Origin of the sequence: Chryseobacterium sp. LAM-KRS1, assembly GCF_013184525.1 — a bacterium.
GTDB lineage: Bacteria > Bacteroidota > Bacteroidia > Flavobacteriales > Weeksellaceae > Chryseobacterium > Chryseobacterium proteolyticum.
Genome location: NZ_JAAOIZ010000002.1, coordinates 254781 through 269342, shown reverse-complemented (window position 1 = coordinate 269342; position 14562 = coordinate 254781). Strand labels below are relative to the sequence as shown.

The 14562-nt window shown below is 35.7% G+C and carries 14 protein-coding genes; 7 read left to right on the top strand and 7 right to left on the bottom strand.

All coding sequences use genetic code 11. The annotated features are described in order from the left end of the window. The 3 genes from G9C87_RS05115 to G9C87_RS05105 all read left to right on the top strand — a co-directional run bounded on the left by G9C87_RS05115 (nt 1) and on the right by G9C87_RS05105 (nt 1641). Nucleotides 1-342, top strand: coding sequence for a hypothetical protein (locus G9C87_RS05115; protein ID WP_172278808.1), 342 nt, complete (start codon nt 1-3; stop codon nt 340-342). A gap of 91 nt (nt 343-433) precedes the next feature. Then, nucleotides 434-691: a hypothetical protein gene (locus tag G9C87_RS05110; protein WP_172278806.1), complete on the top strand. Its 258-nt coding sequence runs from the start codon at nt 434-436 to the stop codon at nt 689-691. 302 nt (nt 692-993) lie between these two features. Then, nucleotides 994-1641: a J domain-containing protein gene (locus tag G9C87_RS05105; RefSeq protein WP_172278804.1), complete on the top strand. Its 648-nt coding sequence runs from the start codon at nt 994-996 to the stop codon at nt 1639-1641. 268 nt (nt 1642-1909) lie between these two features. Here G9C87_RS05105 and G9C87_RS05100 read toward each other — a convergent pair whose 3' ends face one another. Continuing rightward, on the bottom strand, nt 1910-3103 hold the full coding sequence (locus G9C87_RS05100) for a DcaP family trimeric outer membrane transporter (protein ID WP_172278802.1): 1194 nt from the start codon (nt 3101-3103) through the stop codon (nt 1910-1912). Between the two features lie 432 nt (nt 3104-3535). On the opposite strand from G9C87_RS05100, the gene gcvP reads away from it, so the two are divergent. Continuing rightward, nucleotides 3536-6394, top strand: a complete 2859-nt coding sequence (gene gcvP, locus G9C87_RS05095; protein WP_172278800.1) for an aminomethyl-transferring glycine dehydrogenase — start codon at nt 3536-3538, stop codon at nt 6392-6394. Between the two features lie 425 nt (nt 6395-6819). On the opposite strand, the gene G9C87_RS05090 is transcribed toward gcvP, so the two are convergent. Both G9C87_RS05090 and G9C87_RS05085 read right to left on the bottom strand, forming a co-directional pair. Next, the gene (locus G9C87_RS05090; RefSeq protein WP_172278798.1) at nt 6820-7542 is read right to left on the bottom strand and encodes an AAA family ATPase; all 723 of its coding nucleotides are present in this window, start codon (nt 7540-7542) and stop codon (nt 6820-6822) included. A 71-nt stretch (nt 7543-7613) separates the two neighbouring features. Continuing rightward, nucleotides 7614-8120 carry a MepB family protein gene (locus G9C87_RS05085; RefSeq protein WP_172278796.1) on the bottom strand — a complete coding sequence of 169 codons (507 nt, stop codon included), beginning with the start codon at nt 8118-8120 and terminating at the stop codon, nt 7614-7616. Between the two features lie 664 nt (nt 8121-8784). Here G9C87_RS05085 and G9C87_RS05080 point away from each other — a divergent pair. Next, nucleotides 8785-9120 carry a DMT family transporter gene (locus G9C87_RS05080; RefSeq protein WP_172278794.1) on the top strand — a complete coding sequence of 112 codons (336 nt, stop codon included), beginning with the start codon at nt 8785-8787 and terminating at the stop codon, nt 9118-9120. Between the two features lie 145 nt (nt 9121-9265). Here G9C87_RS05080 and G9C87_RS05075 read toward each other — a convergent pair whose 3' ends face one another. From G9C87_RS05075 to G9C87_RS05065, 3 genes are all read right to left on the bottom strand, one after another. Then, the gene (locus tag G9C87_RS05075; RefSeq protein WP_172278792.1) at nt 9266-9877 is read right to left on the bottom strand and encodes a DapH/DapD/GlmU-related protein; all 612 of its coding nucleotides are present in this window, start codon (nt 9875-9877) and stop codon (nt 9266-9268) included. A 121-nt stretch (nt 9878-9998) separates the two neighbouring features. Next, nucleotides 9999-10709: a glycosyltransferase family 32 protein gene (locus G9C87_RS05070; protein WP_172278790.1), complete on the bottom strand. Its 711-nt coding sequence runs from the start codon at nt 10707-10709 to the stop codon at nt 9999-10001. A gap of 246 nt (nt 10710-10955) precedes the next feature. After that, on the bottom strand, nt 10956-11690 hold the full coding sequence (locus G9C87_RS05065) for a DNA-formamidopyrimidine glycosylase family protein (protein ID WP_172278788.1): 735 nt from the start codon (nt 11688-11690) through the stop codon (nt 10956-10958). A 70-nt stretch (nt 11691-11760) separates the two neighbouring features. Between G9C87_RS05065 and G9C87_RS05060 the strand changes: the two genes are divergently transcribed. Beyond that, nucleotides 11761-13116: a deoxyguanosinetriphosphate triphosphohydrolase gene (locus tag G9C87_RS05060; RefSeq protein WP_172279687.1), complete on the top strand. Its 1356-nt coding sequence runs from the start codon at nt 11761-11763 to the stop codon at nt 13114-13116. A gap of 76 nt (nt 13117-13192) precedes the next feature. Further along, nucleotides 13193-14125 carry an SPFH domain-containing protein gene (locus tag G9C87_RS05055; RefSeq protein ID WP_172278786.1) on the top strand — a complete coding sequence of 311 codons (933 nt, stop codon included), beginning with the start codon at nt 13193-13195 and terminating at the stop codon, nt 14123-14125. Between the two features lie 47 nt (nt 14126-14172). On the opposite strand, the gene G9C87_RS05050 is transcribed toward G9C87_RS05055, so the two are convergent. Next, nucleotides 14173-14520, bottom strand: a complete 348-nt coding sequence (locus G9C87_RS05050; RefSeq protein WP_172278784.1) for a DUF4377 domain-containing protein — start codon at nt 14518-14520, stop codon at nt 14173-14175. Between the last annotated feature and the right edge of the window lie 42 nt (nt 14521-14562).

The following is a 14562-nucleotide window of genomic DNA, read 5'->3' as shown; positions in this document are numbered from 1 at the left end:
ATGAATCATAAACACAAAAAAGGCTGGATTTTTTTAATTCTATGTCCACCATTAATTCTCTTAGCCGTTACATGGATTGTAATGTCGCTTTGGAACTGCCTTTTGCCTGAAATTTTAGGAGTAAAATCAATTAGCTACTGGCAGGCGATGGGGATACTGATATTAAGTAAAATTCTTTTCGGAGGTTTCCATTTCGGAAAAGGAATGCGGGACTTTAAAGAAAGAAAGATGAGAGAAAGAATGCAACATTTGTCTCCCGAAGAACGTGAAAAATTTAAAGAAGTCTGGAGAAGCAAATGCGAAAACGGATTCTTTAACAGACATAACAGAAATAACGAATAGTTTGAAATTTTTAAAGAAGTAGTAAAGTAAAATTAAAATTCATTCGTCTCTATAAAAAACAAGAAGTAGTAAAATTTAAAATTTTGAAAAAATGAAAAATTCAGTATTAAAAGGTGCTCTTGGAGCATTAGCTGTAGTAGGCGTAGCATTAGCAGTCAAAAAAATGGCAGAAAGAAAAAGATTTATCAGAGGTATTTTTGATGAATACGGAATCAAAGAAAGATCACCTTTCGGGCTTGCAGATAAAATCAGAGAAATGAATAATGAGCAGTATGAGGAATTAAAAGGAAAATTCAAAAAAGAATTTAAATCCAGATGCCACAGAAGACATGAAGCAGCGAAAGCTTAATCATCATTACTCAATTGAAATTGTTTAATTACGGCGCGGGAAGCAAAGCTTCCCGCGCCGTAATTTTTTAATGAAATTTTGAATATACGGATTGGCAAAGCAGGAGATTTCGTCTCTGCAGATTGGAAGATAACAGAAGTCTTTTATTTTCCATCATCTTTTAAACCAACCTGAGCTTTGAGACGTGCCCAGAGTATCTTGAAAGTGAGGATAAAGAAATAATCCCTTAGTTTACAATGACAAAAATCGTATATGTTTAAGGGCATTTAGAAAAATAAATTCTTACTTTTGTAGAGTTCTACATGAAAGATTACTACTATTTTCTCGGTATTTCTCAGGATGCTTCAGAAGAAGACATCAAAAAGGCTTATAGAAAATTATCATTAAAATATCATCCGGATAAGAATGAAAACGATGATTTTTTTGCAGACCGGTTCCGTGAAATTCAGGAAGCCTACGAAACGCTCAGCGATTCTTCAAGAAGACGGGCTTATGATCAGAATTTGGAGAGTCATCAGAAGAGTTTCAGGTATAATGTTCCACCGGCGATTAAAACGTTTACCTCTAATAAAATTCATGCTAAAAAAGGAGAAGAGATCATTATCAACTGGCAGACAAGTAATGCTGATGTGGTAAAGGTTCTTCCGTTTGGACTGGAAAAGGCTTATGGGGAAAGGACATTTAAGATTACGGAATTTAAAGATGGTAAATTCCAGCTTTTGCTGCACGCAACCAATTCATTATTACACAAAACGGTGGTGCAGGGAATTACGATTACGGAAGTGTTTGAAAGTAACACGGAGAAATTTAGAAGTGGTGCCGAAGATCTGTTTAAGAGTCAGCCACGGACAGCCGTGAATCCTAAGGGACAGCCGAAAGTTATTCAGATTATTGCGGCGGTTATACTTTTGGTTTTAGCCGTTTATTTTCTGATAAAAAGTTTTAGCTAGATTAAGCCATTTTTTTCCTTCCCGGACACTTTTTACATCTTTTTCCTTTTTTGAATTTCTTGCAACAGGATTTTTTTTCGCAATACATATCTTCATTATTAAAAGAATATACAGGGCTTAAGGGCGGTACTTTAAAAGGGGTAATCATATTCATATTGCAAATATATTAATTTAGAATAAATATAATTAATAAATTTTCATAAATAATTTCATCACTGAAAATCAGTTTGTTGAAATCTTTATGATTACCCCTTTTTAACAGTGTTTTTTAAAAAGATAGAGAAGATGAAAGCTGGATCCGGAATATATTTGCTTTTTGCCGGCCAAAGTTTTTCAGCATTCCGTAAGTTCCTTCGATACCCATTCTTAGTTTCTTACGCGGTTGAAAGGCCAGGTTAATTCCTGAATTCTGAAAATTATGGATCATCGTATCCGGAACAAAATCCTTCCTTCCCAATTGAGAGAAGCTGTAATAAATGACCGAACTCAGTTTTGGATTCCACCAATGTTCATAGATGCCTACAATATTGAATAAATTCAAAGCCACCAGCCTGTTGTTGGCCATATCAGGGATCGCATCATATTTTTCACCGTTTAAAACTACATTATAGCTGGAATATCCTTTTCCGTATGAAGACTGGAATCTGAAATTACTTAATGTCCCACTATAAAGCCGGGCAGAAACCATTCCGCTGTATCCGAGAATTGTATTGGCATCCGTGTGCTTTTGTTCATCATTTTTTATTTCATAGCTTATGGGTGAAACCATTGTTCCCAGCTTACAGTAGTCCCTTGTATTGCCATATCTGTATACAGCTGTGAAGATGGGAAGGATAGATTTCTTCTTCCAGTTCGGAGCGTTATTAGGAAGAAATATGCTCGCCGCATCAGGATCTTCCAGAGAAAGGGAAAGACTTTCTTTTTTCGATAAAGGTGTTGAATAGCGGATCTGAACCGTTCTGATGAACATGGTTCCGTTAGGCCCTACAAAATCAAAAATATTGGGGAAAATATCAAAATCACTGAAGTTACTCCAGGTTTGTCCGATCAATAATTTCTTCCATTTGATATAGCCCTGGCGAAACCTTGGGGCAGTAGCTCCGTTGGGACCCAGGAAATCGATTTCTGTGTAAGCCGACAGATCCGAATTTCCATTTTCATCCATCTGTTTTATTCCAAAGCCTATTTGCGATTGTTTAATGCTGAAGTTACTGTTTACCGAATTGTTTTGGGGTATTGCTATAGAAGGAGCTATGAATCCGTCTTTAAATCCCATTTCCTGAAAATCGAGCATGGCATCGGTTTGAATAAAGCCTTTAACATAGGCAGACCATGTATCACCGGAATTTTCAGGAGATGATCCTCCTGACTGCCGGGTTATTATTTTTACCTGGCCTTTTACGTTGAATAGGGATATAAAGATAAATGAGACCATCAGCCTTTTGTGTTTTTTTTTCGTCATTGTGTTGTGTTTTTGATTTTTTAAATTGTGTAGTTTATGTATTCATAGGAGCTGAATGATATTGATTGGTGTAGGCTTACCTTCTTGTCGGACTTGTATTTCTAAATTTTCGGATGAAACTACAAAATTATTTTCTGTGGGTATTTGTTGAAAATTTTAGTCCTTGTAAAAATGAAAAGTATAAATATTCTATGAAAAGGAGTTTTACCCATTAAGTATTCCGTATTTTATTAGAATTATGAAATAAAAATTAGAAAAAATGGCGTGAAATTTTTCTTGTATTTTTTGTATTCGTGCCCTTGTTTTTTTAAACACACGTTTATGGAATAATAGTAATTATCAATATCTGTCAGTAATTTTTGACTATTGTAGAATCCCTTAAAAAATTGTAATTTTACCCATCTTTTTTACAAACAAAATCTAATAAAAAAAATGAATACAGAACAGTTTGTGAGCCGTCACATTTCTATTAATGAAGCCGATAAGCAGGCGATGTTAGAAAGAGTCGGCGTTTCAAGTATCGAAGAGTTAATTTCTCAAACCATCCCTTCTTCTATCCGTTTAGAAAAAGACCTTGATATTTCCGAACCGCTTTCAGAATATCAGATGCTTATTCATTCAAAAGAATTGGCCTCAAAAAATACTGATTATACAAGTTATATCGGTTTTGGATATCACAATACGCTTTTACCATCGGCTATTCAAAGAAATATTTTTGAAAACCCAAGCTGGTATACAGCTTACACACCTTACCAGGCGGAAATCGCTCAGGGGAGATTGGAAGCTCTTTTGAATTTCCAGACTGTTGTGTGTGATCTTACAGGTTTTGCTTTGGCAAATGCTTCATTGCTGGATGAATCTACTGCTGCTGCAGAAGCAATGCATATGTTCTTTAATAACAGAACAAAGGACCAGAAAAAAGTCGATGCAAATAAGTTTTTTGTTTCTGATCTTGTTTTGCCTCAAACGGTTTCCGTTTTAAAGACAAAGGCAGAAGGACTTGGTATAGAAATCGTAGAAGGTGACCATAAAACCCACCAGTTAGATGGATCCTATTATGGAGTTCTATTGCAATATCCTGGTAAAAACGGGATTGTTCTGGATTATACAGAGGACATTGTAGAATACAAGAAATTAGACCTTCAGGTTGCTGTGGCTTGTGATCCAATGGCTTTGGTTAAGTTGAAATCACCGGCTTCAATGGGAGCTGACTGTGCCGTAGGGACTACTCAGAGATTTGGTATTCCATTAGGCTACGGAGGACCTCACGCAGCATTCTTCTCTTGTAGAGAAGATTATAAAAGAGATATTCCGGGAAGAATCATCGGAGTTTCTCAGGATATGTATGGAAAGCGTGCCTTAAGAATGGCTTTACAGACGAGAGAACAACATATTAAAAGAGAAAGAGCAACTTCCAATATCTGTACAGCTCAGGTACTTTTAGCAGTAATGGCTGGAATGTATGCCGTATATCATGGTCCTAAAGGATTGAATTATATTGCTGACCAGATTCATTTTAAAGCCAATGCTCTGAAAGGAGGTTTAAAAGCTTTAGGATATCAGACTGTTGAGGAGCCTATCTTTGATACGGTAAAAATTGAGATGAGTGAAGATGAAAAAGGAAGATTGTCAAGAATGATGCTTGATCATAAGCTTAATCTGAACTATTTCACAGAAGGAGTTGTAAGTATTGCTATCAATGAAAGTACAACATTGGAAAAACTAAATGTTCTGATGGCTTCTTTCGCGCAATTCAAAGATAAGCAGACGTTCAAACTTGAAATAAAAGAAGGATACAGTATTCCTGAAGAGAATTTGAGAAAAGATGAGATTCTTACGGAAGAAGTATTCAATAAATATCATACAGAAACAGAGTTGATGCGTTACATCAAACGTCTGGAAAGAAAAGATTTATCATTAACACATTCAATGATTTCACTGGGTTCTTGTACAATGAAACTGAATGCTGCAACTGAAATGCTTCCGCTTTCGTGGGATAACTGGGGAAGTATTCACCCATTTGTACCGGTAGATCAGGCAGGAGGGTATCAGGAAATGATCCGTGAATTAGAAAAAGATCTGGCTAAAATTACCGGTTTTGCAGGAACTTCACTTCAGCCAAATTCTGGTGCGCAGGGAGAATATGCAGGATTGATGGTCATCAGAGAATATCATATTTCCAGAGGAGAAGGTCATAGAAATGTAGTATTGATCCCTCAGTCTGCACACGGAACAAATCCGGCCTCTGCGGCAATGGCGGGAATGAAGATCGTAGTGGTTAAAAACCTTGAAAGCGGGGAGATTGATTTCGATGATTTAAAAGCTAAAACAGAACAGCATTCTGAAAACCTGTCATGTGTAATGATTACATATCCGTCTACATACGGATTCTTTGATGCCAACATTATTGAAATTACCAATCTTATCCACCAGCATGGCGGACAAGTATATATGGATGGTGCCAATATGAACGCTCAGGTAGGATATACAAGTCCTGGAAACATCGGAGCGGATGTATGCCACTTGAATCTTCACAAAACTTTTGCTATTCCACATGGAGGTGGAGGACCTGGAGTAGGACCAATCTGTGTTGCAAAACATTTGGTGCCTTTCTTGCCTACCAATGCCAACATTAAAGTGGGAACTAAAGAAGCTATTGAAGGAATCTCTGCAGCTCCTTACGGTTCAGGATTGATCCTTAATATTTCTTATGCATACATTAAGATGCTTGGAGCTTCAGGATTGAAAAAAGCTACTGAGCATGCTATTCTGAATGCTAACTATCTGAAAGAGATTTTAGCAGAGCATTTCCCTATTTTATATTCAAACAAAAATGGAAAAGTAGCTCACGAATGTATCGTAGATTTCCGTCAGTTTAAAACTTTGGGAATTGAGGTGGCTGATGTAGCTAAAAGATTAATGGATTATGGTTTCCATGCTCCTACCGTATCTTTCCCTGTTGCAGGAACATTGATGATTGAGCCTACTGAATCTGAAAGTAAATCTGAAATTGACCGTTTTGCAGAAGCTTTAATTGCTATCAAAAAAGAAATCGATGAGATTGCCAACGGAGAAGCTGATCCGGCTAATAACGTGTTGAAAAACGCTCCTCACACAGAGCAGCTTGTTATCTCTGATTCATGGGATAAACCATATAGCAGAGAGAAAGCAGCTTATCCTCTTGACTGGGTAAGAGATCATAAGTTCTTTGCTTCTGTTTCAAGGGTGGATGAAGCTTATGGAGATAGAAATCTGGTTTGTACTTGTGAGCCTATTGAAGCTTATATGTAATAGAAAGTTCTAACCAATAAATATAAAACCCACTCATCTTTTGAGTGGGTTTTTGTTTACATTTTCTAATGTTTCCTTCTTGTTGATGTATACGCTATCAGAAGCGCTATCGCCATAATGCTAAATGTGATAATTGAGGTTATTTCAATTGCATTTTGGCTTTCATTGCCGTGGTAACTATTATTACCTTTTTCACAGGAAAATAGGAATAATGCTGCTATTAATAAGCAAATAGAGGGTAGTTTTTTTATCATGTGTATATATGTTTGGTTATTAGTGGATTATCATCAATAAATATGCCGAATGTATGTGAATTATTATAGAGTTATATGTTTTGAATAATATATAATTCAAAACTATAGCTGTACAGTGGTTTTACAGATATCAAAAAAATAGAGGCGATAAAAAACTGATATGATGAGTCTTTATATTTTGGCGGATTCTCTCTGTGCTTCCAGCTTTTTAATAAGGTTTCCTTTAACAATAGTAAATGCATAATCTTTAGCTTCGGCAAAGGAAATGTTGTATTGGCGCTTAATATCCTTAATATCCTCTGGAAACCGTGCTAAGAGGCTGTCATAAAACTGATCTAAAAATTCTTTGGAAGGCATTTCGTAATTGATTTTCAATTGGAAACGTCGTAATAATGCGGTGTCAATAATTTCCGGATGGTTGGTTGCACAAAGCAATAAAGAATTTTCCGGGTAATAATCAATAAGCTGGAGTAGGGTATTAACAAGTCTTCTCATTTCCCCTACATCCTTATCATCACTACCTCTGGCTTTTCCGATCTGATCAAGTTCATCCAGAAAAAGAACCGATCTTTCGCGCCCTGCTTTATCAAAGATCATTTTTATGTTCTGCGAAGTTTCTCCTATCCTGGAGGATACAATGTTACTGAGATTGAGCACAATGATATTTTTACCCAATGCATTAGCAATAGCTTTTGCTGTCATTGTCTTTCCGCACCCTGAACTTCCCTGCAGTAAAATTTTATTATTAACAGGAAGTCCATATTCCTGGAGTTCTTTGATGTATGTATGTTCTTTAATCAGTTGTACAAACTGTTCCCTATTGGAGGTTTCAAGAAATACATCATTAAGGGTAACTTCTTCTTTGTCTTGAATAATAAGGTTGTACAGATTCATGCCTTTGAATAATTTAAAGATGGGTTTTACCAAAATATACTGAAGTGCAAAGATAAATATTTCAAAGTGTATTAAGCGCGATGTGAAACAGATAAAATTTCCCGAATTCTTTCCATATGGTCAGTTTCTGAGAAGTCAATGAAAAATTTTTCCTGCCAGCTTTTTGTTTTTGCAGCCTGTTTGTTGACCGGGATGTCCCAGTTCGGATATATTCTGAATCCGCGTTTTCCTTCTTTGGCGGAGGATGTTATTATATGTTGTCTTGCAAGAATTTGTTTTGGAAAAAAGAAAAAACCGGCCTTGTCTTGGAGTTCTGTGTAAATCATGTAAAAATCAAAAGGATCGGAAATGGTAAAAGGTCCGGTTTGTTGGGTCTGTTGATTTCTTTTCCACAGCGTAACAAACTGGCCTCTTTTTATCGGAGTTATCTTAGCCTTTCTGAATTTGATATGATATTGATTAAGTCGGAAGTTATACCCTAGGTATTCTTCGCTTTCTAAATCGGGGTGTAAATGTGAAATTGTTAGATTCAGTTGAGTGAAAACTGATTTCTCTATAAAGGTAAGTTCTTGAATCATTGGGTTTATGTTTGGGGCTCTTTTACTCTTACTGAGTAAAAGAGCGGCGATCTGACAGAATCAGATGGCAAACATAAACAATACAATTAATAAATAGTGTAAAACTGAATGCAGTATAACTCTTTTATTAATTTCTTTCTCTTCTAACTGTTGTAAAATAAGAAGCGAATACTACTATACATGTTGCGATAAAAGCGTAGGTTACCATTTTTGTTTTTTTAAAATTTTAATTATACTTTCTTTGCTAATTTTCTAATTGCAATATTACAGCTTTCAAATGACATGCCAAATAGAATAATTGTGATGTTTATCAGGTATTTAGGTGTTAGCTTGGTGTTGTTTTTGTGATTATTTGTTTACATTAATTTAATATATTTTTGAAAAAATATGTGTATTATTATTATGTTATTCGTAAAAATTATTAATTTGATAAAAGATTTCCGTTCTGTATTTAAAGATTGATAAAAGGAATGCAGTGCATATTATCGGAAAATCGAAAAAGAGATAAGCCACTTTAAAGTGATAAATTAAAAATTAAATATTAATAAAATTTATTTTTCAAACTGTATAGAAAATAGATCATTACGAAGATTTAATAATGGACAAAAATTGAACTGAATTAAGACTGTCACTTTTGCTATTTTTGTGACTAAAAGATTTTTTAATGGGACGCAGTTATCTCTTTCTTATCCTTGCCATTGTTTTTGAAATTATTGCCACAACGTTTTTAAAGAAATCCGAGGAGTTTTCGAAGCTTATACCCTCCATTGTTACTATTGCAGGGTATTCGGCGGCTTTTTATTTTCTGAGTCTTACACTTCGTCATGTCCCGATAGGAATTACGTATGCGATCTGGTCAGGTGTTGGAATTATATGCATTACCATCATTGGAATGGTAGCATTTAAGCAAGTTCCTGATTTGCCTGCTATTATTGGTATTGCCTTGATCGTAATAGGAGTAATTGTGATTAACCTTTTTTCTAAAATGGGGGCACACTAGCAGAATGGGTTACTGTTAAGTCATAGGTATTTCAATAAACCATTTACATAGGGTTATGTAATTTCGCTTTTGCAGATTATAAAGTTTCTTTTATTTGCAATGATTTGGGTAGTGAAAGAAAGACTAAGAAGAAAAGAATTAATTTTTACTGATCAGCCTTTACCTGTTCGATAAATTCCAGCCTTCTGACAATACTCTCTTTAGGTAATATAGTTCCAGGAGATAATACGGCATTCGCTCCGATCCGTGAATCATCACCTACGAGAGAGCCCAACTTATAAGTCTGGGTTCTGATGATCTCATTATTAAAAAGAACCGAAATCTCTTTATCTTTTCTTTCATTATAATGATTTGCACAGATGGAACCTGCTTCAAAATTAATCCGGTTTCCGATAATGCTGTTTCCTATATAATTAAAATGAGCAATGGCAGTATCATTATATATGATGCTTTGTTTGATTTCACATCCGGGACCGATTTTGGAATTTTTTCCTACAAAAACAGGACCTCTGAGATATGCATTGGCTCCAACAAAAGAGTTTTCTCCGATGATGATCCTGTCTTTGAAAATAACATTTTGCTCTATTGTAGCCGTTTTGTGAATAGCAATATTACCCGAAATTTCATATTCATCAGTCAGTTGATTGAATTTTTCTGCCAGAAGATCATCCAGATGGTTGATAACTTCCCAGGGAAAAAGATGGGTGTTGGCGGTGAAATCAAAAAACTCATCAATAAAATCGTTGATATTAATCATAGGAAACTCTTGTATTTAACCGTTATTGGCGGATCACAAAATTAAAATTTATGTTTGTGATTTTAAAATATTTCCAATGAAATGATCACTAATTTTTTGTGAAATAGAATGCCGTTAATAATTAAATGATAAATTCCATCAAAGTATGGATGACAAGAAGCAATGTTACCTGATTTTGTTTAATGATATCCTGGGTTGTTTGTTTTAGCTTCCAGTGTTCTGCTTTTTTTTCATACAGGAAGAATTTTCCCAGCTTATATTTGAATTGTAGATAACCTCTGAACTCAATTCCAGGAAATAATCTATAGGAGATATTTGAATTTTCTTTCAAACTCTGGCTGATTGCTTCGCTATAAACCGTTGGGCCAGTAGTAGCATGGATATTGTGGGGATATCGGTGGGTTTCGATATTGTCCAGCATAAGGTCCAGAGTCTTTTTTAGGAAAGGGTGATTTTTATTGAATATCAGTGCCCATTGAACAAACAAGCCATCATGTCTTTCTCTGCTTATTACAGCATCATCATCATCTTTAATGAGATCCCTTAAAGGTCTTGTGATGGCACTGTCTACATCAAGATAGATTCCTCCTTTTTTATATAAAACAGCATATCTGAAAAAATCAGCTTTTGCCGCGCCAATGGTTAGCTTATTGTAATTTTCAATATACTGGGGAGGAAATTCCTCCGTGATGAATTTTTGGATATCGTTATCATCATAGAAATGATATTGGTATTCCGGATTTTTTCTCTTCATTCGCCAAATGTGCCATTGAGTAATTAAAGGTAATTTTTTAGACTTGAATGTTTGAAAAATCTGTTTTGGAATGGACATAATTAAATAATTAACAAGTTTTGATAATGCACAATAGTTCACCTGACCACCATTATTTTGGCGGCAATTCAATATTTAATGTGAAAAAATTTGCTGTGTTGGGAGTTGGATAATGATTTACCCACTAAGTTAAATGAGATGCACTAAAATTTTAATTATTTATTTTAGGACTTCGCAAATGGAAAAGGCTTTTATTTGAAGACAGAATGTCGGTTTTGTTGTAGTTTCGAAATTAAAGTTTTGGGGTTAATACAGTTTTTGATCTTTTTCGCAATAGAAGCTACGCCTCTTACCTAGACCAGTTTGCTTTTTTATAAGTTTACGTCCACACTTCGGACAGGTGCTTTTGGTGTGAACCAGCCATTGCTTTTTCAGCACGAATTCCTTTTTCCATTGTAAAAATTCGAAACTGTAATTCCGGGCTTCATGAATAAGTTCTTTACGTTTTCTGGGAGGAAGGTTTCCGATAAGGCTTTCAGGCTGAACTCCGATTCTGAAAAGAACTTCGTTTTTGATAATATTCCCGACTCCTGAAAAAATATCCTGATTCATCAAAGCATCACAAACCATCATTTGTGGATTCGCTTTTAGTTTCTTTTCTGCTTTCTTAGGATCCCATTGGTCACTCATAACATCGGCTTCCCAATCTATGGTGGACAGGAATTCTGAATCCACCATTTTTACAGAACAGGTATAAAAATACATGCTTCCCGTTTTGAAGGCTAACGCTAAACGTAAGCTTTTGTCCGGCTTTGTTTGTTCGTTAATTTCATAAGAACCGAACATCAACAAATGAATACGCACACTTACTGTATCAAAAACAAGATAGGTTTGCTTTCCGAAAGTTCTTATTTCAAGAAGAGTTTTTCCTACAAGTGGCTCTTTTTCAAATTGAGCATTTCCCCAGGCTTTGGTAACTTTTTTTCCTGTAAATCCCTGGAGATTCTCTTTCATAATGAGTATAGACGGACCTTCTGGCATAGCTTTAATTTTCTATAAAAATTCAAATAGTATTCCGTAAAAGTAAAATTTGAAGTAATTTTGAAAAATGATGAATTTAAATCAGATTTTCACCAATCAACGTACGGGAAATAATCCACATACTATAGCGTCCAGAACAGATTTTCAGAGGGATTTTGATAGAATTATCTTTTCGGCAGCCTTTAGGAGATTACAAAATAAAACACAGGTATTTCCACTTCCGGGAAGTGTCTTTGTTCATAACCGTCTCACCCACTCATTAGAAGTTTCATCAGTTGGAAGAAGTTTGGGGAGTATCATAGGAGAGTTTATTTCTGAAAGTTTCAGTCATGATCTTTCAGAAGAGTCTAAGAATTTTTATCTGCACAATTTAGGTAATGTAATAGCAGCAGCATGTTTATGTCATGATGTGGGAAATCCGGCATTCGGACATTCCGGAGAAGATGCTATTGCCAGCTACTTTGAAAGAAATGAAAAAGATCTGAAACCAAAATTTTCTGAAAAAGAATGGGCGGATCTGGTGAATTTTGAGGGAAATGCCAATGCGATCAGGGTTTTGGCTCATCAGCAGCAAGGCAAGGATGAAGGAGGAGTTCAGCTTACTCTAACTACCCTGGCAAGTATTGCCAAGTACCCTTGTGAGGCAATTGCAAGACAAAAAGGAATCATCCATCGGAAAAAATTCGGTTTTTTCCAGAATGAAAAGGAAACTTTTTTGGAAATCGCAGAAAAAACAAACCTGATCTGCGAAAGCAACGAGCCGCATATTTTTAAAAGACACCCTTTTGTATGGCTTGTGGAAGCTGCAGATGATATTTGCTATAACATTATTGATATGGAGGATGCCCATCGTCTGGGGATTGTCTCTACCTCGGATTGTGAAAACCTATTCTTTGAACTGATTAAATCTGAGAATCAGGATGTCAGAAGAGTAGAACAGAAGTTGGCTTCTATTTCGAATGACAATGAAAGGATCTCTTATCTGCGGGCAAAAGTTATTAATGCCCTGATCAATAAATCAATTGAAACCTATAAAGAGAACTTTGAAGATATTCTCCGTGGGAACCTGGATAAAGCATTGCTGGATATTTATAAATCCAATAATAAAACATTGCAGGATATCGAAAGCTTCTCGATCGAAAAGATATACAACCATAAAGCTGTTGTAGAAATTGAAAACGCAGGGTATAATGTTATGTACGAATTGTTGGATCATTTCATTCCTTCCGTTTTAAAATCAAAAGAAGAAAGAAAATCATATGATAAAATGGCTTTAAAACTTCTTCCTAACCAGTTTTTATATGATAGTGGAACAGAATACCAGAAGGTATTGGGAGTGATCGATTTTGTTTCGGGAATGACCGATAATTATGCCACTGATCTCTACCGAAAGATCAAAGGAATCGACATCGGCATGACCATGTAATTATAATTGATTTTTTTGTTAAAAAAATATAACAAAACCGTATCTTATACGACCTATCAATTAAAATTATTAAACTATGACATATTTAGGCATTATTGTTTTTATAGGGCTTGTAACCCTCTTTGCTTCTTTTTTTACGGTAAAACAGGAAACTGCAGCTATTGTAGAACGTTTAGGAAAATTCCATTCTGTGCGCCATGCGGGTTTGCAGCTTAAAATACCATATTTAGACAGGATTTCTAAAAGAATGAATCTTAGAATTCAGCAACTGGACGTTATGATAGATACCAAGACTTTGGATAATGTTTTCGTGAAAATGAAAATTTCCGTTCAGTTTCAGGTGATCAGGACACAGGTTGCCGACGCATTTTACCGTTTGGAAAGTCCTCACGACCAGATCACCTCATACGTTTTTGATGTGGTACGCGCTGAGGTTCCGAAGTTAAAGCTGGATGATGTTTTCTTAAAGAAAGATGATATTGCAATTGCTGTAAAAGCAGAGCTCCAGGAAGCAATGCAAAGCTACGGATATGATATTATCAAAGCTCTTGTAACGGATATTGATCCGGATGAACAGGTAAAACATGCTATGAACAGGATCAACGCGGCTGAAAGAGAAAAAACAGCTGCCGAATATGAGTCCGAAGCACAAAGAATCAGGATTGTAGCTGTTGCAAAAGCAGAAGCGGAATCAAAAAAATTACAGGGTCAGGGGATTGCTGATCAAAGGAGAGAAATAGCAAAAGGTCTTGAGGAATCTGTAAGAATGCTGAACAATGTGGATATCAATTCCCATGAAGCATCTGCTCTGATTGTAGTGACGCAGCATTATGATACACTCCATTCTGTGGGGGCTAGCAGCAGAAGTAATCTTGTATTGTTACCTAATTCTCCTACAGCAGCGAGTGGAATGCTGAATGATCTTGTTGTTGCTATGACTACAGCTAATACAGTGGGAGAGGCAACCAAGGGAAAATACCCGCAACCTCCAAAAGATCATGAACATTAGAATATAAGTCAACTATACAAAAATGCCTCCCTTTAAGGAGGCATTTTTTATTTTTTAGTTTTGGAAACTTGTTGGATCAGTGTGTATTTTATAGAAGATCCGTCTGCAGGAGGGTTCTCTATTTTTTCAGTCTTTACCTTCAAAACATATTCGTAACCCGGTTCATAGGTAAATCCTTCAATATTGCTATAAAAATTCGTCCAGCTTTCTGAAGCATTTTCTTTTACCTGAAGACATTTCATAGGTGCCACTCCCGTACAATCAGCAGTCTGGGGCCCAACAATAAAAGTCTTTTCATTTCCGTTGGAAACTTTTGCAGAAGTTGTACATTGTGTTAATACAGCCAAAGCTAATACAGGAAGCGCTCCTCTTACAATCGTCATCATATTTTTCATAAATCTAAATTTTAAAACTTACTGGCAATTATTGTGCCGAAA